At 60.1% G+C, this 18,970-nt stretch carries 24 protein-coding genes; 11 read left to right on the forward strand and 13 right to left on the reverse strand.

Annotation, left to right across the window (positions count from 1 at the left end):
- Positions 1–4: 4 nt before the first annotated feature.
- The 4 genes from ACO08A_RS20015 to gatC form a co-directional block, all read right to left on the reverse strand.
- A complete protein-coding gene (locus ACO08A_RS20015; RefSeq protein ID WP_422037698.1) occupies positions 5–1,102 on the reverse strand; it encodes an NAD(P)/FAD-dependent oxidoreductase in 1,098 nt (365 codons plus the stop codon).
- 156 nt (positions 1,103–1,258) lie between these two features.
- Positions 1,259–2,743 (reverse strand): Asp-tRNA(Asn)/Glu-tRNA(Gln) amidotransferase subunit GatA, encoded by a 1,485-nt coding sequence (gene gatA, locus ACO08A_RS20020; protein WP_422037699.1) that lies wholly within the window; start codon positions 2,741–2,743, stop codon positions 1,259–1,261.
- Positions 2,740–3,228 carry a GNAT family N-acetyltransferase gene (locus tag ACO08A_RS20025; protein ID WP_422037700.1) on the reverse strand — a complete coding sequence of 163 codons (489 nt, stop codon included), beginning with the start codon at positions 3,226–3,228 and terminating at the stop codon, positions 2,740–2,742. Before ACO08A_RS20025 ends, gatA begins: the two co-directional genes overlap by 4 nt.
- A 13-nt stretch (positions 3,229–3,241) precedes the next feature.
- Entirely contained in the window at positions 3,242–3,529 is a 288-nt protein-coding gene (gene gatC / locus ACO08A_RS20030; protein WP_306142900.1) for an Asp-tRNA(Asn)/Glu-tRNA(Gln) amidotransferase subunit GatC, read from the reverse strand.
- Positions 3,530–3,735: 206 nt separating this feature from the next.
- Here gatC and ACO08A_RS20035 point away from each other — a divergent pair, with 206 nt between their 5' ends.
- The 3 genes from ACO08A_RS20035 (at position 3,736) to ACO08A_RS20045 (ending at position 5,961) form a co-directional block, all read left to right on the forward strand.
- Positions 3,736–4,335 (forward strand): TetR/AcrR family transcriptional regulator, encoded by a 600-nt coding sequence (locus ACO08A_RS20035; protein ID WP_422037701.1) that lies wholly within the window; start codon positions 3,736–3,738, stop codon positions 4,333–4,335.
- Between the two features lie 151 nt (positions 4,336–4,486).
- Positions 4,487–4,981, forward strand: coding sequence for a YHS domain-containing (seleno)protein (locus ACO08A_RS20040; RefSeq protein ID WP_421984037.1), 495 nt, complete (start codon positions 4,487–4,489; stop codon positions 4,979–4,981).
- A 182-nt stretch (positions 4,982–5,163) separates the two neighbouring features.
- Complete coding sequence (locus ACO08A_RS20045; RefSeq protein WP_422037702.1) at positions 5,164–5,961, forward strand: siderophore-interacting protein; 798 nt, start codon at positions 5,164–5,166, stop codon at positions 5,959–5,961.
- A 36-nt stretch (positions 5,962–5,997) separates the two neighbouring features.
- Here the strand turns inward: ACO08A_RS20045 and ACO08A_RS20050 are convergent, their stop codons facing one another.
- The gene (locus ACO08A_RS20050; protein WP_422037703.1) at positions 5,998–6,432 is read right to left on the reverse strand and encodes a DUF805 domain-containing protein; all 435 of its coding nucleotides are present in this window, start codon (positions 6,430–6,432) and stop codon (positions 5,998–6,000) included.
- Between the two features lie 194 nt (positions 6,433–6,626).
- Here ACO08A_RS20050 and ACO08A_RS20055 point away from each other — a divergent pair, with 194 nt between their 5' ends.
- The gene (locus tag ACO08A_RS20055) at positions 6,627–6,977 is read left to right on the forward strand and encodes a DUF3291 domain-containing protein (RefSeq protein WP_422037704.1); all 351 of its coding nucleotides are present in this window, start codon (positions 6,627–6,629) and stop codon (positions 6,975–6,977) included.
- A gap of 106 nt (positions 6,978–7,083) precedes the next feature.
- Positions 7,084–7,695 (forward strand): MliC family protein, encoded by a 612-nt coding sequence (locus ACO08A_RS20060; protein WP_422037705.1) that lies wholly within the window; start codon positions 7,084–7,086, stop codon positions 7,693–7,695.
- A 66-nt stretch (positions 7,696–7,761) separates the two neighbouring features.
- Here the strand turns inward: ACO08A_RS20060 and ACO08A_RS20065 are convergent, their stop codons facing one another.
- On the reverse strand, positions 7,762–8,241 hold the full coding sequence (locus ACO08A_RS20065) for an ester cyclase (RefSeq protein WP_422037706.1): 480 nt from the start codon (positions 8,239–8,241) through the stop codon (positions 7,762–7,764).
- Between the two features lie 89 nt (positions 8,242–8,330).
- Between ACO08A_RS20065 and ACO08A_RS20070 the strand changes: the two genes are divergently transcribed.
- Positions 8,331–9,218: a LysR family transcriptional regulator gene (locus tag ACO08A_RS20070; RefSeq protein WP_422037707.1), complete on the forward strand. Its 888-nt coding sequence runs from the start codon at positions 8,331–8,333 to the stop codon at positions 9,216–9,218.
- Between the two features lie 5 nt (positions 9,219–9,223).
- On the opposite strand, the gene ACO08A_RS20075 is transcribed toward ACO08A_RS20070, so the two are convergent.
- The 6 genes from ACO08A_RS20075 to ACO08A_RS20100 form a co-directional block, all read right to left on the reverse strand.
- On the reverse strand, positions 9,224–9,847 hold the full coding sequence (locus ACO08A_RS20075; protein WP_422037708.1) for a LysE family translocator: 624 nt from the start codon (positions 9,845–9,847) through the stop codon (positions 9,224–9,226).
- A 53-nt stretch (positions 9,848–9,900) separates the two neighbouring features.
- Positions 9,901–10,485: an HD domain-containing protein gene (locus tag ACO08A_RS20080; RefSeq protein WP_422037709.1), complete on the reverse strand. Its 585-nt coding sequence runs from the start codon at positions 10,483–10,485 to the stop codon at positions 9,901–9,903.
- The gene (locus ACO08A_RS20085) at positions 10,486–11,235 is read right to left on the reverse strand and encodes a pyridoxine 5'-phosphate synthase (RefSeq protein WP_422037710.1); all 750 of its coding nucleotides are present in this window, start codon (positions 11,233–11,235) and stop codon (positions 10,486–10,488) included. It lies immediately after the preceding gene.
- A gap of 199 nt (positions 11,236–11,434) precedes the next feature.
- Positions 11,435–11,920, reverse strand: coding sequence for a hypothetical protein (locus ACO08A_RS20090; RefSeq protein ID WP_422037711.1), 486 nt, complete (start codon positions 11,918–11,920; stop codon positions 11,435–11,437).
- Between the two features lie 134 nt (positions 11,921–12,054).
- Positions 12,055–12,672, reverse strand: coding sequence for a DUF4166 domain-containing protein (locus tag ACO08A_RS20095; protein ID WP_422037712.1), 618 nt, complete (start codon positions 12,670–12,672; stop codon positions 12,055–12,057).
- The gene (locus tag ACO08A_RS20100) at positions 12,665–13,072 is read right to left on the reverse strand and encodes a thiol-disulfide oxidoreductase DCC family protein (protein WP_422037713.1); all 408 of its coding nucleotides are present in this window, start codon (positions 13,070–13,072) and stop codon (positions 12,665–12,667) included. The genes ACO08A_RS20095 and ACO08A_RS20100 overlap by 8 nt, the downstream gene beginning before the upstream one ends.
- 222 nt (positions 13,073–13,294) lie before the next feature.
- Here ACO08A_RS20100 and ACO08A_RS20105 point away from each other — a divergent pair, with 222 nt between their 5' ends.
- Both ACO08A_RS20105 and ACO08A_RS20110 read left to right on the forward strand, forming a co-directional pair.
- Complete coding sequence (locus tag ACO08A_RS20105; RefSeq protein ID WP_422037714.1) at positions 13,295–14,509, forward strand: GTP-binding protein; 1,215 nt, start codon at positions 13,295–13,297, stop codon at positions 14,507–14,509.
- Complete coding sequence (locus ACO08A_RS20110; RefSeq protein ID WP_422037715.1) at positions 14,506–15,129, forward strand: DUF1826 domain-containing protein; 624 nt, start codon at positions 14,506–14,508, stop codon at positions 15,127–15,129. Before ACO08A_RS20105 ends, ACO08A_RS20110 begins: the two co-directional genes overlap by 4 nt.
- Positions 15,130–15,157: 28 nt before the next feature.
- On the opposite strand, the gene ACO08A_RS20115 is transcribed toward ACO08A_RS20110, so the two are convergent.
- A complete protein-coding gene (locus tag ACO08A_RS20115) occupies positions 15,158–15,967 on the reverse strand; it encodes a hypothetical protein (RefSeq protein WP_422037716.1) in 810 nt (269 codons plus the stop codon).
- Between the two features lie 386 nt (positions 15,968–16,353).
- On the opposite strand from ACO08A_RS20115, the gene ACO08A_RS20120 reads away from it, so the two are divergent.
- From ACO08A_RS20120 to ACO08A_RS20130, 3 genes are all read left to right on the forward strand, one after another.
- Positions 16,354–16,860, forward strand: a complete 507-nt coding sequence (locus ACO08A_RS20120; protein WP_422037717.1) for a hypothetical protein — start codon at positions 16,354–16,356, stop codon at positions 16,858–16,860.
- Positions 16,861–17,128: 268 nt separating this feature from the next.
- Positions 17,129–18,463 (forward strand): MFS transporter, encoded by a 1,335-nt coding sequence (locus tag ACO08A_RS20125; RefSeq protein ID WP_422037718.1) that lies wholly within the window; start codon positions 17,129–17,131, stop codon positions 18,461–18,463.
- A 57-nt stretch (positions 18,464–18,520) separates the two neighbouring features.
- Entirely contained in the window at positions 18,521–18,961 is a 441-nt protein-coding gene (locus ACO08A_RS20130; RefSeq protein ID WP_422037719.1) for a hypothetical protein, read from the forward strand.
- Positions 18,962–18,970 lie beyond the last annotated feature (9 nt).

Below are 18,970 nucleotides of genomic sequence, written 5' to 3' on the forward strand. Positions count from 1 at the left end.
GGCGCTAGCTCAGCCGTTCCAGAACCTCATTGCCGATCGCAAGAGACGACGTGAGGCCCGGGGACTCAATGCCGTAAAGGGCGACAAGCCCTTCCTGTCCGTGGGTTTCGGGCCCGTCGATGCGGAAATCGGCTGCCGGTTCGCCGGGGCCGACGATCTTGGGGCGGATGCCGCAATAGTCCGGGACGAGGGAATTGTCAGGAAGGCCGGGCCAGTAAGTGCGGATCGCGGCATAGAATTTCTCGCCGCGCGCCGGATCGACGTCGTAGTTGATATTCTCGATCCACTCCACATCCGGCCCGAAGCGGGCCTGCCCCTGAAGATCGAGGGTGATGTGGACGCCTGAGCCGCCGGGTTCGGGAACGGGATAGACCAGCCGTGACAGGGGCGCCTTGCCCTGCAGTTTGAAGTAGTTTCCCTTGGCGAGGTAAGCCTTGGGCGGGTTTGCACCCGGCACCTCAGCCATCAGCCCGGGCGCCGCATGTCCGGCCGAGACGATGAGTTCCCGGCAGGTGAGGGGCATGCTGTCACCGTCAGCGCTTGTCACGCGAAGCTTGTAGCCCTCCGCTGCCTGCTCGATCCGGTCGACGCGGCTGCCGAGCACCACCTGGCCGCCGTTGGCTTCCAGATGTCCCTGCAGCGCGAGCATGTAGGCGTGGCTGTCGATGATACCGGTTGAGGGCGAATAAAGCGCGCTGATGCAGTCAAGCGCAGGCTCGATTTCCTTCAGCTTCCTTGCATCGTAGACTTCAAGGTCGTGCAGGTCCGTTGCTTCGGCCTGGGCATGAAGACGTTCCAGCTCCGGCAACTGGCTATCAACGGAGGCGACGATCAGCTTGCCCGTCTTCTTGTAGGCGATGCCGTTGTCGTCACAGAACTGATAGAGAAGATGTTTGCCGGGAAGGCAGAGCTTTGCCTTGAGACTGCCCGGGGGATAGTAGATCCCGGCATGAATGACTTCGGAGTTGCGGGCGCTCGTTTCCGATCCGATCAGCCCGTGACGCTCCAGAACCATGACTTCCCGCCCTGCAATCGCGAGCGCTCTCGCAATGGCGAGGCCGACAACGCCTGCTCCGATGACGACGGTTTCAATGTCATGCATTCAGGTCACCCATGATGAGCGCGATTGGAAAAGGACAGGGGTTCATACCCCCTTGGCTGCCCCGGCCTTGAGCCGGGGCCTCGTCTGTGTGCTGCGGCATCCTGGTCCCGGCTCAGGTCCGGTACGGCGCAAAGGCCGCCAGTTTTGCGGATAGGCTCAGCCCCACCACTTTTGCGGTTCGAAGGACCCAGCGGCATCCTCGATGACCTGGCCTACCTGGAAGAGTGTCGCCTCATCAAAGGGCTTGCCGATGAGCTGCAGCCCAAGCGGCAGACCATCCTTGTCTAGGCCGGCGGGAACCGAAATGCCCGGCAGGCCGGCCATGTTCACGGTCACGGTGAAAATGTCGTTCAGATACATCTTGACCGGATCGGCATGCAGTTCCCGGTCCGCGACACCAAAGGCAGCGGACGGCGTGGCCGGGGTAAGGATCGCGTCGACGCCGTTTTGCCAGGCGAGATCGAAGTCCCGCTTGATCAGCGTGCGCACCTTCTGGGCCTTCAGGTAGTAGGCGTCGTAGTAACCTGCGGAGAGGACATAGGTGCCGATGAGGACGCGGCGCTTGACCTCGTCTCCGAAGCCTTCCGCACGGGTGTTCTCGTACATCTCGACAATGTCCTTGCCCGGCACGCGCAGGCCGTAGCGGACGCCGTCATAGCGGGCAAGGTTGGAGGACGCCTCCGCCGGGGCAACGATGTAATAGGCGGGCAGGGCATATTTGGTGTGCGGCATGGAAATCTCGACGATCTCCGCACCGGAATCCTTCAGCCATGCGATGCCCTTCTGCCAGAGGTCCTCGATCTCGGCGGGCATGCCGTCCAGGCGATATTCTGCGGGAATGCCGATCTTCAGACCCTTGACCGACTTGCCGATGGCGGCTTCGTAGTCGGGAACCTCGATATCGACGGAGGTCGTGTCCTTCGGGTCGACGGATGCCATGGACTTCAGAAGGATCGCGCTGTCGCGCACCGTGTGGGCGATCGGTCCGGCCTGATCGAGCGAGGAGGCGAAGGCGACGATGCCCCAGCGCGAGCAGCGGCCGTAGGTCGGCTTGATGCCGACGGTGCCGGTGAAGGCAGCGGGCTGGCGGATCGAGCCGCCGGTGTCGGTTGCGGTTGCGCCCATGCACAGGCGCGCTGCGACGGCCGTTGCCGAGCCACCGGACGACCCGCCCGGGACCAGATCCTGGTTGGAGTCGTTCTTGCGCCACGGGTTGATCACGTCGCCGTAGTAGGACGTCTCGTTGGAGGAGCCCATGGCGAACTCGTCCATGTTGAGCTTGCCCAACATGACCGCGCCGTCGGACCACAGATTGGTGGTGACGGTGGATTCGTAGGCGGGCTTGAAACTGTCGAGGATGTGGCTGCAGGCCTGGGTGTGCACGCCCTTCGTCGCGAACAGATCCTTGATGCCGAGCGGAATGCCTTCCAGCGCGCCGCCTTCGCCCCTGGCGAGCTTCTCGTCGGAGGCCCTGGCCATGTCGCGGGCCTTGTCCGGCGTTACCGCAACATAGGCGTTGAGCTGCGCATTGGCCGCTTGGATGTTCGACAGGAACGCATCGGTCAGTTCAAGCGACGAATAGTCCTTGTTCTTCAGGCCTTCGCGGGCCTCGGCAATGGTCAGTTTGGTCAGGTCGGTCATTTGTGTGTCTCTTGGCTGGCCGCGAGCGGCCGGGAATAGAAAACGGAATAGGGGCTGTCCGGGTAGTCCAGGACCGGGCCGCAGCGGGTGAAGCCGGCGCGCTCGTAAATGCGCCACGCGGCAGGGTGGCGGTCACCGGTTTCCAGGACAAGCGAGGCGTAGCCTTCGCGCTCGGCGAGCGTGACGATCTGTTCAAGGATCCTGCTGCCGATACCATGTCCCTGATAGGCGGGACGGGTGTACATGCGCTTGACCTCGGCGATGCCGCCGCCGTGGCGGTGAAGCGCACCGCAGGCGGCTGCGTTCCCATCAACGCGGGCAACAAAAACCGTTGTCGCTGCGCCGGCCATGTCTTCAGGCGTCATGTGATAGCACGCCTCGGGCGGTGACAGCGTCAGAAGCAGTTCGTTCAGTTCACCGATCATCGCACCCATGTCATTCGACATGGGGGTTTCGACGGCGATGACCGGTTCGGACTGCGTCATCCGGGCAGGGTCCTTATTCGACGACTTTAGGCACCATGAAGAAGTTGTCTTCCGAGGCCGGTGCGTTGAGGGTGATGTCGCCGGCCTTGTTGCCGTCGGTGATGCCGTCCACGCGCTTTTTCATGGTCTGCTCGACAACCGAGGTCATCGGCTCGACACCGTCGATGTTCACTTCGTCGAGTTGCTCGACGAACCCGAGGATCGCATTGAGCTCGCCCGTCATGCGCGTGGCATCGTCTTCACTTACCTTGATGCGCGCAAGGCGCGCGACACGTTTCACCGTCTCGGTATCTACTGACATCTGGTCCTCGTCTTGACTGGCGCTGCGCGCGCCGGACACTGCTGGCCGCCAGCGGCCTCACGCCGCCCGGCCTATTTCATGTGACCTGCTTCTAGACCGTATTTCCGGCAAGCGGGACGAAAAATGCCGTGGCTCTGGCAAAAAAAACCTATATACGGTACCAATTGGAACCGAAAATATTCGCCGGACATGAACTCAGGATCCCCATGGCACAGCAACAGGGGCGGGGCCGCCCCAGGGAGAGCCGCCTCAGCGCCCGGCTTCTTGCCGTCGCGTTTGCCGAAGTGGCGTCTAAAGGGATCGATGCGGCGACGATCGCGGCGATCTCCGAGGCGGCCGGAACCAGCAAACAGGCCATCTACAGACGATACCGGACAAAGGATCAGCTGGTCGCGGCGGCGGTCCGCAACCGGATCGCTTTGATTGAGCCCGTGGCCCCGCTGCGGAGTTCCGTTGCCGACGACCTCAGGCGGTATCTCGGGCATCTGGCGGTCGTTTTCCGGAAAGATCCCTTCGCAGCGGTTTTTCGAGCGCTGCTTGCCCATAGGCAGACCCCGGAATTCTCTGCCGTCCTGGACGTTGTGGAGGCGGATCAGCGCCTTGCCCTTCGGCAGATCCTTATTGCAACGCCGTTTGAGACAGATATGGAAATACGGATCGATCTGCTTCTGGGCTTCGTCTATTTCAGGTTTGTTTTCGCCGATGCCGACGTTCCGCAAGATGCTATCGACAGGGCGATTTTCCTGGCGCTCGGTCTGGTCGCACCGCGTGATCCGCCGCCTCTTTCCGGTCAGCCGGGAACCTGAGGTGACGTCAAGTCACAAAATCTGGCGCCTTGCGCTCGTCTCTGTGATCAAAGGTTATTGGCCATTTACCGCGTCAAGCCACATGTTTGCACCAGCACGGTGCGAAAACGCGCCGCGCGCAATGCCTTCTCTTACACTCGTGGGGACGTCCATGCCGCTTTACACCTCCAAATCCGTCCTGCTGGGCCTGACAGCCCTGTTCTCGGCAGCCGCTTTCACGGCATCCGCCGACGAAATCACCACCTTCACCAAGGGCGGCGCTGCCATCGGCGGCACCGACCCGGTCGCCTATTTCACCGAAGGCAAGCCCGTTGCCGGCTCGGATGAATTCACGTTCGAATATGACGAGGTGACCTGGAAATTCTCTTCCGCCGAGAACCGCGACAAGTTCGCCGCCGACCCTGCGAAATTCGCTCCGCAATATGGCGGCTTCTGCGCGTTCGGTGCGGCCATGGGCTTCAAGGTTCCGGTGGTGCCGGAAGCCTGGTCGATCGTTGACGGCAAGCTCTACCTGAACAACTCCATGAAGGTTCAGGAACGTTTCGAACAGGATGTTCCAGGTCACATCAAGAATGCGACGCTCAACTGGGAAATCATCAAGGACAAGAAGCCGGAAGAGTTGAAAGAGCCGATCATCCGGAACTGATTGTTCCGAATATCAACTTGCCATTATCTCCCAATTCCTTACAGCCCGCCTTTCGGCGGGCTTTTTTTTACGGGAAATCCGCGCGTTACGCTGTGTTTCACGCAAGCGAACAATGCCCCTCTTCAAATCGGGTCCAAGGTCGATTAAATCTTGAAGAAGAAATTCATGTTTGGAGATTTTCCGTGCTCAAGCGACTAAAGCGGCGTCCGCGCATCCTGACCGTTCAATCAACCCGTCAGCTCAGCCCGCATCTGCTTCGTGTGACATTCGCCGGTCCCGAGCTGGAAGGTTTTCCGCTCAAGCATGAGGGCGCGAACTGCAAGCTTGTCCTGCCGCGCGATGGAGAAAGCCGCGCGGACTTCGAGGCGTATTTCGCGCCGGACGGACCGGAGGAAAAGGTGCATCCCGTCAGGACGTACACCGTGCGATCCCACAGGCCTGACAAGCTGGAGCTCGACATCGATTTCGTTGTACATGGCGACGAAGGCCCGGCAACGCGCTGGGCACAAGCTGCAAAACCCGGGTCCTATCTTGGATTTTTCGGTCCGAGCCAGACGAAAATCGCCGAGTTCTATGCGGACTGGTACCTTCTGGCGGCTGATCTTTCCGCCATGCCGATTGTCGAGGCGACGCTCGAGGCCATGCCGGACGAGGCAAGGGGAGTGGCCGTTTTTGAAGTGCCGTCCGCAGAAGACATTCGCGACATCAAGGCACCTAAGGGAATCGACATCACCTGGCTCATCCACGAGGACCCGCATGTGCCGTCAACGGCGCAGGTGGCGTTCGTCAAGTCGATCGACTGGCGCAGCGGTGTGTTGCAGACCTGCATTGCCGGCGAAAGCTCCGTCATCCGGTCGCTGCGGGACTATCTTCACAACGACCGTAAGGTGCCGAAAAAGGACACCTATATCTCCGGCTACTGGAAGATCGGTCTTGTCGAGGACGAGCATCAGAAGATGAAACGTGCGGAAGCGGCCTGACCCCGGTCGCAAGCCCTGACTTGTGGACGCAATTGCTCAGACGGCGCTGCGGTTTCGGCGTCCGAATTCTTTCGGTGGCGGAGATGGCACGCGAGGTTGCGGCGCGGGCCGGACAGGCGGCGGCGCCGCGGGGACAAAGCAGTCCTCCGGCAAATGAGACCTGTCGGATCTGAACCGGCCGGGCGATTTCTCAATGCCGCAAAAGTAAAACATCAGGGCGGTTCCGATGCTGGGCAGGAAGAAACTCAGATACAGAATACCCGGCCGGCTGGAATCGCGAAGCCTGTTCAGGCACGTGCACAGGTTCATGTACATTATCATGATGACCAGTACCGCGAGACCGACGCCCCCCGTCGAAAAATGAAACGTCGCGATCAGACCGCCGATCGCCAGACAGAAAATCGCAATCTGAGACAACCACCAATGGATCCGGCCGATCTTGCCGTGGCACGGATTGACAAGCGCTAACATCGCATACTCCAAACAGCATCCGACCTAAACTACAGATTGTAAAAACGGACTTAACTCCCGCTGTAAAGTTGTTCGGAATTGCCGCAAGGCGGTGTGCCTTGGCGAAGCTTCTTTCAAAGGTCCGACTGCCGGAAGCGTTCCCGCCAATCCGTCCGTTCAGGGGCTGCGTAACCCTTCATAACCGGAGGTTCGAAATGGCTCGCTATCACGTATCCGTCACGGGACTGCGTCTGAAAAGCTGGTTCCATGTTGTCTCGTTCTGGCGCCACGCCATGCCGAGCTATAACCAGGCCAGGGAAGCCGAAGGCAATGTCCTGACGGACGTGCTCAAGCGCAAGGGTGTGCATCACACGCTGACGGTCTGGGAGAGCGAGACGGCCATGAAGCGCTTTCTCTATCGCGGCGCGCACAGGAAGGCGATCATGACCTTTCCCCGGATTGCGACGGGAACCACCTGGAGCTATGGAGCAGACGAAATTCCGTCATGGCCGCAGGCGCTGGCCGAGCTCGAAAAACACGGACGGACCTATACAGCGCGGGGATAGCACATCGGCGTTGCCTGAGGGGCCTGTCCTCCGGTGCTGGACATCCTGACAATTGACCGCAAGAACACACGTGCGATGATGCCGGTCAACCGGAGGAGATTTGCAAATGCACCGCCTGCCATTCTGGGAAACCGTTCTTGCCGCCCTCGTCCTCTCTACGGGCGTATCGTCTGCTGCCGATCCGGCCTTTGATTGCGCAAAGGCGGAGAGTTCGGCGGAGGAACTGATCTGCTCCAACGACGACCTAGCAAAGCTCGACCGGTCGCTGGCCGATGTTTACGGCGAGGCGGTCAAGGCGATCGGAACGTTCGCGGACAAGGACAGCGCGCTCAAGGAGTTCAAGGCCTATCAGCGCGGATGGATCAAGGGCCGCGACGAGTGCTGGAAAGCGGATGACGAACTGGACTGCATCAAGTCGGAATACGAATACCGGATTGCCGAAATCACGGCCAAATACGGTCTGATCGAGGGACAGAAACCGGTCTTCTACATGTGCAATGACAACCCGGCAGACGAGATCGTTGCAACCTATTTCCCGACAACGCCGCCGTCCGCGCGACTGGAGCGCGGCGACAGCACTGAAATTGTTGTCGAGGGACCGACAGGATCGGGCGCGCGCTACCAGGGAAATTTCGGCATCACGTTCTGGATCAAGGGTGATGAGGCCATGGTCGAGTGGCCGCAGGGCACCTCCTTCGATTGCAAGGTGCGCAGCTGAAAATCACATGATCGTGGGAGTGGTGATCGCGCTGCGGCAAGCGCGGCCACAAGGTGATCTCATCGATCAGTCGGCTTTCAGCTGCCGGATCGCGGTGGCCCACTCCTCCACGTGGTATGACTTCACGATCTTGCCGTTTTCAACCGTGTGGATGTCGATCGACATGATTTCGAAGCTCTTTCCCGTGGCCGGATCGATCCCGAAGAACGGAGCTTGCGGCGTGCCGGTGGCCTTGCCGCGCACGATGTAGCGGTTGCCGTCCTGCAGGATTTCCTGGGGTTCCCACTTCAGGTCGGGAATGATCGCGCCAAAACCCTTCAGCGTCTTGTGGAAACCTTCCGCGCCTGCACCGCCGCGCGGGGTGGGAACCGATACCCAGTCATCGGAAACGACGGACCGCACCTGGTCCGTGGTCACATCGGCCGGTGTCGTCAGGAGGTCTGAATAGAATGACTTGACGACGTCCAGGTCGTCGGCGGCGGCTGCGCCGGACAGGAGCGCGACAAGCCCCGCGGCAAGTGCTGACGTCAAAGTGGTTTTGAACATGTGGTGCATCCTTGTTGTGAGAATGCTTGCAATCTCGGTGCAATCGCCATTATTCGGTAGTGCAGTAAAACAGAAAAGACTATTCGACCATGCCGAACAAAAGTGGTTTGCCGTCCGCACAGACCCTGCGCCGAATGACCTATTTCGCGGCGATCGCGGAAGCGGGCTCCATTCGCGGTGCTGCCGAGCAGCTCGGTCTTTCGGTTCCGGTTGTCTCCGAAGCGCTGTCCGACCTTGAAGAAGAACTCGGTGTGACGCTGGCCGTCCGCACGACACGCAAGCTGGAACTGACGCAGACGGGGTCCGGGTTTTACGCTGCGGTGACCGGCATGTTGTCGGCTGCACGCGAAGCGATCGACACCGTTGCGCAGGACCGGCCGGTTTCCGGGAAAATCGCGATAACGCTCCCGGTCGAACTGGCGGCGCACTGGCTGCCGGAGCGCATCGCCTCATTCCAGCGGCAACACCGCGCTGTCGAGTTCAGGATCGAGGCCAACGACGAGGTGTCCGAATTGAAGGGAAGTGCCTTCGACATGGCTGTGCGCGCCGCCTATGTGACGCCGGCAAAGACCGAGCCGGGCTTTGAGACCCTGCCACTGGTTGCCATTGCCAGCACCATGCCGGACATGCGCAGCGACGCGCAGTGCAAGCGGATAATCGGTGTTCCGTTTCTCAAGGCCCATGGCGTTGAGAGGATCGATATCGCGGATGCAGACAGCGGCCGGTTGTTTGAGCTTGCCTACGAAAAGGCCATCGAGATCAATAACCGCGATGCGGCCATCGCCATGGCGCGAAAGGGGCTGGGGTTTGCACTTGTCACAGAAGCCGCCGTACGTGACGACCTGGACGCCGGGAGATTGCTTAACGTCCTGCCCGGCGCAGATTTTGGACATGTCTCCCTGCGTTGCCTGCTGCGCGACCGTCTGCCGTCACCAGCGGCAGAGGCCTTCCGGGATTTTCTTCTAGGGACGGATTAGACGACCTATCGGCTTGCCGTCGCCAGGGCGGAGCCGAAGCCGACAAACAGTCCGCCCGTGATGCGCCGGACCCATCTGGCGCGCTTCGCCGACGTCAGGAACCGGCGCAGGTGCCCGCCGGCAAAGGCGATGAAGGCATGGTTGGCGAAACACAGGATTGCGTAGGTAAAGGACAGAATGCTGATCTCCACCAGGTCGATCCGGCCGGAGCGCATGAATTGCGGGAAGAGGGCGGTGATCACAAGGATCGCCTTCGGGTTGGTGACCGAGACCAGCAAGGCCTCGAGGAACAGCTTCCAGCTGCTTTTGCCGATCGCCTGGCTGGTGTCGGTGACGTGAAAGCCCGACTTGTCGCGCCAGATCTTCAGGCCGAGATAGATCAGGTAGGTCGCGCCAATGAATTTCAGCACCGTGAAGGCCAGTGCGGAGGTTGCCATCAGCGCGCCGAAGCCGAAGGCCACCGCGTAGCCGATAATGACGAGACCCGCGGCATTGCCGGTCGCCGACGCGAGCGTCGCATTCCGTCCGAACCGCAGCGTGTTGCTGATGGCGAGCATCACTCCAGGACCGGGGCTGACGGCAGGCAACAGGGAAACGGCGATGAAAACAAGCCAGAGTTCAAACGACATTATGGACTTCCTCTATCAGGCGGGACCGCGTGAAGCGGCAATCGAGGAGCGGATCAAGGCAGCAGATGACCTGCCTTTGCAGCTTGATCCAGGAGGCTCTGGGCATAGTCCCAGAGGCGGGGAAACGGGCGCAGTCTTGCTTCCTTGGTTTGGCGCAAGTCTGCGGCGGAAATCGGTGCATGAGTGGGGTCGTCAATGCCGGATGCGAACACCAGAACCATCGGATGCAGGGCATCCATGGCGTTGGCGAACCGCGCTTCGTCGGTCTCGTTGGCTTCGAATTCGAGCCAGAGTTTCTTGAACTCGGTCCCCTGAGGCTCCGGGAGCAAGGCGAACAGACGCTCTGCAGCGGCCTTCTCCCGCGCCTTGACCTCCGAGATGCTGCTCTCGTCCACCCAATGGTCGCCTGCATCGATTTCGACAAGGTCATGGACGGTCAGGAGCTTGACGACATGGTGAATGTCGGTGCCGTCCGGGGCATGATCGGCGAATGTCAGCGTCTGCAGGATCACGTGCCAGCAGTGCTCCGCCGTGCCTTCCCGTCGGGTGCCGCTGGCCAATTGATTGAGCCGGACGACTTCCTTCAGCTTGTCGGCTTCCAGCAGAAAGGAGACCTGACGCTCAAGCGTATCGGGCATTCAGATTTCACCCATCGCCTTGCGGAATCGGTTGACGCTTTCGGCAAATCCGTAAATCAGCGCATCGGCGGTAAAGCCGTGTCCGATGGACATTTCCCGGATGAAGGGCGCCCTGGCGATGAGGGCAGGGATATTGTCCACGGTCAGATCGTGGCCGGCATTGACGCCAAGGCCGCATTCGCGGGCGGCTGATGCGGTCAGAGCGATGCGTTCCAGTTCCGTCTCCGCCGTGGTTTTGTCGTCATAGCAGGCGCCATACGGGCCGGTGTATATCTCGATCCGTTCAGCGCCGACGCGCGCGGCGTGCTCGGGAGTGGCCGGGTCCGGGTCGCAGAACAGCGAAACGCTGATCGCCCATTCCTTCGAGGCTGCGATCGCCGTCTCAAGGAGGCCGGTATCTCCGGCAAAATCCCAACCGTGATCGGAGGTTGTCTGCTCCGGATCATCCGGAACGAACAGGACCTGTTCCGGCCGGGCTTCTTCCACCAGGCGCATGAAGTCCTCCGACGGATAGCCTTCCAGGCACAGTTCCTTGTTCGGGAACCTGTCCTCGATCAGTTCGGCAAGATCGAAAACGTCCCCTTTCCGGATATGCCGCTCGTCGGGGCGCGGGTGCACCGTGATGCCTTTTGCACCGGCTTCCATCGCAATCGCTGCAAGTCCCGTCACGCTTGGCCACGGCAGATCCCGCCGGTTGCGCAGCATGGCGATGGCGTTGACATTGACGGACAGGCGGGAGACGGCGGACATGACTGAAGTTCCGGTTGAAACGGTTCACATTCTGATTCAGGAAGTTGGGTCGAGAATGCAGAATTGTTGCAAAAGCCATTGAAGTCAAACGGGAAATTGTCTCTAGAGACAATGTAGATGGCACATGCCATCCGCAGCAGCACCAAAGCCGGACGCGATTGGGAGATGCTGGCCCGGGCAGGCATGCTGCGCCGCCTACTTATTCGAAGACGTCTGGAGCAAGCCTCCCTTCCTGAAAAACGCGCTGACGGAGAAAGCGCAAATGCAGATGGATCACTAGAAAACAGCCGAGCCAAACCGCAAAGGACTTGGCATGCACAAACAGGGACAATGCCAGGACTGCACCGACAACCGTGCCCTCGAGAGGGGACAGAAAAGTGCCGACGATTGCACCGGCCATGGCAGGCGACAAAACCGCCGCAATCAACGCGACGACCCATCCGTCGCGGCCAGGACGTCCGAACCAGCCGGACAGCAACAGACCGGGGACAATGCCACCAGCACCGGCAAGGGCCGCAACAATCATCGGTGCGATGTTCGGGTCTTCTTCGTTGCTGCCAAAGCCGAGTTGATGCGCCAGCGTGAAAGCAACCAGAAACCCTGCGGCAGCAATTTCCAGAAAAATGAAGAAGCGGAACCTGTCCCGCTTGAGCCACTTTGTCGGCATTGAAGGATCTGTCGGCATGAGACCTCCCGTAGAGAATTGGGGCTTTCCATGGATAGGTCCTGTTTCAGGTGCTGGTGCGAAGATCTTCTGCATTTTCCGTGCAGGTGCTTTTTGGCACCGCCTTGAGGCGTTGTTGCCCGGAAAGGGGTCGCTCAAGCCCGCGTGCCATCGGCGCTGTCCACCTGGCTCAGACGCCCCTGGTAGCGCACCAGGTCTCCGATACCAGGCAAGGAAACCCGGACATCGAAATGAAAGCGGTCGTCTGTCTCGAACTCGCCGGCCTCGCTGACCGGAAGGACCGCCTTTGGCAGCGGGACGCCCAGTATCCTGCCGTGCGTAACGGGAAACTCCAGCCGGTCATCCACCAGGTGCAGGTCGATATCGAAGGCCATGACACCGAAGCGTTCGGTGATATGGCCGCGTTCCGTATTGTCCCGCAGGTACAGGACGGAGGTGAACGACTTGCCGCCAAAATCGCGGCACCAGAATTCCGTGTCGCCGCGGCGTTCGATCGTCACGGAAACCGGGATGTCGTCGGCTTCCGGCGGAAACCCGACAAGGCGGCAGATCAGGTTACCGATCGCCGATCTTCCGCGTGTGACCCTGGCACGTCCCTGCCATGTGCTTCTGTCCGTGACTGTGTGAAGATCACGCACGGCACGCGGCAGGTCGCCGAAATGTGCTCCGAGCGCGCGCTGGAACAGGCAGGGCGGATTGTCCGCATCATCGAATGGTCTCATGTCGACAGCCGTCTTGGTCCCGTCAGTCAATCAACCGGTCCTTCAATTCGCTCGACGGAAGAGGGCAGGACCTTTTGCCGAAGGCATACCGGTTTCGCGCGATCCGGTCATAGGCCCAGTTCGCCAGGGAATCCGGCAACAGGTTCACAACAGCAAGAAAGGACCATGGCCGGCCAAGGCTTTTCATGGACGCGGCGAAAGAGGCCATTTTCGTGTAGGCACGGCCATTGAAGATGACGATGTTCGTCTCGAGCGCGTCCGGATCGAGGCCATGCTTTTCATAAAGGCTCCGCCCGAGGCCGGACCGGGCGCTCACGAACCGGAACCCTGCCTTTCTGTCATGTTTTGCCATGAAGCGTGCAAAGCCGGAGCAGAAGATGCAATCGGCATCGAAAACGATCAGATTGGTGTCGTTTGAAACGTTCGCCAAGCAATGCGCTCCAATTGCGATCCCTTTCGGGGATCTTTGACAGACTGGCGCATTCGGGACCTTCGATCCAGCCGCGTTTCGTCGCAGACGTCGTGCATTGCTTTTTCCACCGCGCGTCCATGCAGTTTTCCACGCCCGGCAAAGGAGGCTTGTAAGAGATCGAAATCTGGCTATGTTGTCCGGTAATGTTATTACATTACCGATATCGAGCCAGGAGCTTCCATGCCAGATACCCGTTTGCCGGTCACCGTTCTCTCCGGATTTCTCGGAGCGGGAAAGACCACCTTGCTCAACCGCGTGCTCAACAACCGGGACAATCTCAAGGTCGCCGTCATCGTGAATGACATGTCCGAAGTCAATATCGACGCTGACCTCGTCAGATCCGGCGGGGCGGAGCTGAGCCACACGGACGAAACGCTTGTCGAAATGTCGAACGGCTGCATCTGCTGCACCTTGCGGGACGATCTTCTGCAAGAGGTTCGCCGGTTGTCGCAGGAGGGCAAGTTCGACTACCTGCTGATCGAATCCACGGGGATCTCCGAACCACTTCCCGTTGCCGCAACCTTCGACTTCCGCGATGAGAACGGGCAGAGCCTTTCGGATGTTGCGCGTCTCGATACCATGGTCACGGTCGTGGATGCGGTCAATCTGCTCAAGGACTTCTCGAGCCACGACTTCCTGCATGACCGGGGCGAAACGCTGGGCGAAGAAGACGAACGCACGCTCGTTCATCTTCTGACCGACCAGATCGAATTCTCCGACGTCGTTGTTCTCAACAAGGTCAGTGCGGCCTCGCCGGGTCAGGTGGACGCGGCGCGGAAGATCATCCGCAGCCTGAACGGGGATGCCAAAATTCTCGAGACGGACTTCAGCGAAGTCGCGCCGGGTGAAATTCTGAACACCGGGCTGTTCGATTTCGAAAAAGCGCATGAACATCCGATGTGGGCCAAGGAGCTCTATGGCTTTGCCGACCATGTCCCGGAGACCGAGGAGTACGGAGTCGCCTCCTTCGTTTATCGGGCGCGGCGGCCGTTCAATCCGGAGAAGATCCACTCATTTCTCAATGGAGCCTTGCCCGGTGTGATCCGGGCCAAGGGCCACTTCTGGATCGGCAGCCGTCCGGAATGGGTTCTGGAGTTTTCGCTGGCAGGCGCTCTGTCCGGGGTCGCTCCGATCGGGACCTGGTGGGCTTCGGTGCCGCCGAACCGCTGGCCGCAGGACGAACGCGCGATCGAATATGCAAGGTCGCACTGGATCGAGCCTTTCGGGGACCGGCGTCAGGAGATCGTGTTTATTGGGGCCGGCATCGACTGGCCGGCGCTGAAGTGCCAACTCGATGATTGCCTCATCGCCGAAGAGGAGGGCAACGATCTGAGCCGGTTCAAAAACCTCCCGGATCCGTTCCCCGTCTACCGCATGGCGGAGAAAGCGGCATGAGCCTGGCGCAAACGCGGTATCAGCCGCAGGTCTTCGCACGCGATGTGCTGATGGGGCGGGAACCGGACATCCTTGAGGACATCAACAAGGCCGGCGTCGCAGCGGCGATCTGGACACGCAGTTGCAGCCCAGACTTTCAGGACTGGATCGACGCACTGCCCATGGAGCAACTGCCGGAGCTGCGCACGGTGGTTCCCGTTCAACTTGCCGAGGCGGCCGCAATTGCGGCCTGCGAACAGACCCGGCTTCCCCCGTCACCGGAACGCGACATGCTGACGGGCGATGTCGGCGCACTGGCGCTTATCCTTTCCAAGGCACTTGATGTGCTGCAGGTCAGGATCCGCTTCGATGTTTCCGACGAAGTCATGTGTCCGAAGTTCCACGTCGACAATGTACCAGCACGCCTGCTGTGCACCTATCGCGGCGCCGGGACGGAATATGTTCCGGCCGGATCGGAGAACGATGCCCGGCGCATTGACCAGCTCAGACGCGGTGCCGTCGGACTGTTCCGCGGCGGCGCTTGGCCCGGGGACGAACACACCGGACTGCTGCACCGCTCACCCGATCCGGCCGCCGGTACGGGAGCCCGTTTGCTTCTGGTCATCGACCCGGTGGCGTAAGCCCGGGCGTCACGGCTGGTCGGCACCTCTACTTGGTCATCCGGCCGCCGCTCAGGGCCTCAGGGTCGGCGCAGCCGATGATGGCATATTCGCCTGCGCTGAGGCCCATGCGAGCACAGACGGCCTCGGACGGGGAATTGCCCGGTTCCACACCGGTCATGAAATTGCCGAAGCCGAATTTCTCGTGCATTTCGAGAACCGCATGTGCCCCGAGGATCAGCGAAAGATGACGGCCGCGACGCGTCGGGTCCGTTGCGAGCATTCCCCACCAGGCCTGATGTGCAAGCGTCGGATGATCTTCATGCGCAAAGGCGCAAGACGCTGCGCAGGATACGGCCTTCTCTTCCCGGTCAAGCGCCATCAGGCAGATTGCAGGCCTCAGGAGACCGCGGAGCACCTCGCCACTTGGCGGCAGAACACCGCAACCGAGTGCAAGTTCGGCCATTGACGCCATGACAGGATCGGACGTCGATGCATCGACTTTCACGAGACGAAGACCATCGGGCAGGGAAAAGGCGTTCAGCACATCCCGCGCTGCGCTCAAGACGGGTGAGGCGCCTTCCCACTTTGCGTAGTGCATCGGAACGAGCCCGCGTTCTTGCAACGCGGTCTCGACCGCGTGCGTATCCGCAAGGGGAACGGCCGCGTAATTCGAGTTGCCCTGAACCTTTGCAAGTGCGGCAAGCTTGTCAATGTCGCCGTCATGCGGCGTCACAAGCCCGACCGTGCGGCCGTAGTAGCTGTACCTGGGATCCTTCGCGAGCAACTCGGCCATCCCGCGCCCGCGTTTCAGAACGGCCCGCTGATCCTCATTTCCGAAAAATTCTTCACTGTGCATCCTGCAAGTCCGTAACGCTGCGCGTCGTTGTTCGTTCAGAGTTGTCCGATCCGGGCTGGATGTCCAAGGCAAAATGTATCGATCGGGCAGTGGTGTTCCGCTCGGAACAAAATGGCGAAAATCATTGCTTGCCACGGTGTAGCGATGATCACCATCTTTCGGCGAACTATAATCAAGTAGTATGAGGTCGGTGGGCAAGGGTGGTATGTGTTCATGGGCCGATTTCATGCGTGCCTGACCGCGTAACATGCTCGTAATTATCACCAAAGAAAACATAATTATTATTAATTCTTGAGCGTCCAGTATTTCATTGAAATAGATCGTTCTAATTCTCAACTTCAGTGTTGTGATCGAGAAATATACATGGACAACACTCGGAGTAGATGATGAACAAACTCAGCAAATTCGCGACCGCTGCCCTTGCAGCATCAGCCATCGGTATTGGTGGAGCACATGCATCGGAAGCCTGTAACGGGTTCACGGTGACGGCTCCCCTGGACGACTCCCGCGTGGTAGCGGTCCTGTCCGATGACGGTTCGGACCTCACGGCGGGTGACCGCCGCATCGGGTTCAGTCCGCTTCTCGACAAGATCGGCAATGCGGTCGGTACCGTTGACTGGCAAACCCAGGTGCTGGCCGGTTCTGTCGACAGCAAAGCACGGTTGTCGTCGGATGTCGTGCTGAATTTTCGAGAAGGATCGCTGTTTGCCCGGTCCGGGGTCTTCACCAGCGACGGCAAGGTCGTGAACGCCGGCACGCGCACTGTCTCCGACGACCAGGTGCGCCATATCGTCGGCGGAACAGGTGCATTTGCCGGTGCCCGCGGCGACATCACCTTCACGATGCAGGAAAATGGCGATGCCGTTTTCAATGTCCAGGTGACCTGCATTTGAACCGAAGCTTCGGGCGGCCCGCTCCTTACTCCTTTGGAAGAGGCGGGCCGGCCCGGGTTTTGAAATTATCGGTTTCACGACCTCAAGCGGCTCAGATGAAAATCCGCACGCACGACTTACGGACGCGGCAAGGCACTTCCATTTTACTAAATGTGATTTAATTAATTGGAAGCTGTGTTCCAAATTCACCTTGGTGTCGTCCTGCGTTGCCAAGGGATAGCCCGCAGCACCCTGTCTGTTTCGGCAGGTTGCGTCTCTGGGCTCCGCATTGAAATGCCCTGACCCGGGGCAGGGTGAAAAAACGGAAGATCTCGGCGCGCAGGCGCAAAGACAGGTGGCCGAAGCGATGGCGAAGACGTTTTCCAGGAAATCAATTGTCGCGACCACAAGCGGTAACGTGCTGGAATGGTATGACTTTACGGTCTACGGATTTCTCGCTCCCGTTATCGGACGGATCTTCTTCCCGGAAGGTGACCATCTGGCTGCGATCCTGTCCGCCTTTGCCGTTCTGGCAGTGGGCTACGCCGTCCGGCCAATAGGCAGCGTGATTTTCGGTCATATCGGCGATCGCATGGGGCGCAAGCCGGCATTGCTGATCTCCGTGGTGATCATGGGGGTGGGCTCTCTGGCGATTGCCTTGCTGCCCACTTACGAGGAGGTGGGCATAACAGCGGCCATCCTTCTCGTTGCGATAAGGGTCCTGCAAGGCCTGTCCGTTGCCGGTGAATTCACCGCGTCCGGTGTCATGACCATCGAGCAGTCGCCGGAAGACAAGAAATCCCGGAATGGCGCCTTCGTGCTTTGTGCCATGCTGCTCGGATGCGTTCTGGGCGCTGCCGTTCCGGCGTTGCTGTCCTCGCTGCTGACAAGCGAGGAGATTGCCGCGTGGGGTTGGCGAATCCCCTTTGTCCTCGGTGCAGGCATTGCACTGCTCAGCGCGGTGCTGCGCAGGGACCTGACCGAAAGCCTTGCGGTCGAACAAAAGGAAAAGTCGGGGATGTCGCCGATCGTGGAAACGGTCCGCAAGCACGTCGGTCTTGTTGTGCAGATCGTCATCCTGCTGATCCCGACCGCGATCGTCTATTTCATCATTTTCGTCTATGCGGCATCCTACCTGACGGACGAAATGCACCTGTCATCCGCGCGTGCGCTCGATTTCACGACGATCAACCTTCTGATCATGGCAATGGCGGCCCCGGTCTTCGGTATCCTGGCAGGACGATACGGATTGCGTGCCATCATGCTGACGGCAACCGTGGCGTTTATCCTGTTCGCGTGGCCACTCTGGAGCCTCATGCACAACACATCGCCCAGCCTGATTTTTGCGGGTCAGCTCGGCTTGTCGCTGCTCAACAGTGTCGGATGGGCGCTCAGCGTGACCATGCTGACGCTGATCTCTCCGCCCGGATTGAAATGCAGCACGGTCGGCCTTGGATACAACACCTGCATGGCGCTTTTCGGCGGCACGACGCCCATGATCGCAACCTATCTGGTCAGCCGCACCGGTGACGACTTTGCGCCGATCTACTACGCGATCGCGACGGCCGTCTTGTCCCTGTTCGTAATCTGGCGGCTTCCCGTGCTCCGGGCAAGGTGGGACTGATGCTTCGCACGGGGCAGGTGTCTGGACTTTCCTGCGCGCGGCGCTAGGTCATCAGACATGCTTGACCAGATATTGCGCGCCTTCGTCCTTCTTTTGCTGACCACGTCGTCGGCTTTTGCCTGGGAAGCCAGGCTGGGCCAGATATGCGAGTTGATCCACGATGGCAACACGGCGTCCGTGCGGGTCACCTTTGATCCGGCGATCTCCGAATACGCAATTGCCATTACGCCAAAAGGGGCCTGGAAACAGGGCCCACTTTTCGCGATGCGGTTCGACGGGCCGCGCGGGCTGACCATCACAACCGACCGGCACGTTCTTTCAGGGGGAGGCGCGACCCTGACCGTCACCGACAGCGGCTTCGGAAATGTTCTGAACGGACTTGAGTTCAATCACACCGCAACGGCGCTGCTTGGTGACCAGTCGGTCGCCGTGCCGCTCGCCGGAGCTGCCCCGGCCGTACATGAGTTTCGGGCCTGCGCCGCCGGCCTGAACGTTTGATCGGCATGG

Origin of the sequence: Roseibium sp., assembly GCF_965232425.1 — a bacterium.
Lineage (GTDB): Bacteria > Pseudomonadota > Alphaproteobacteria > Rhizobiales > Stappiaceae > Roseibium.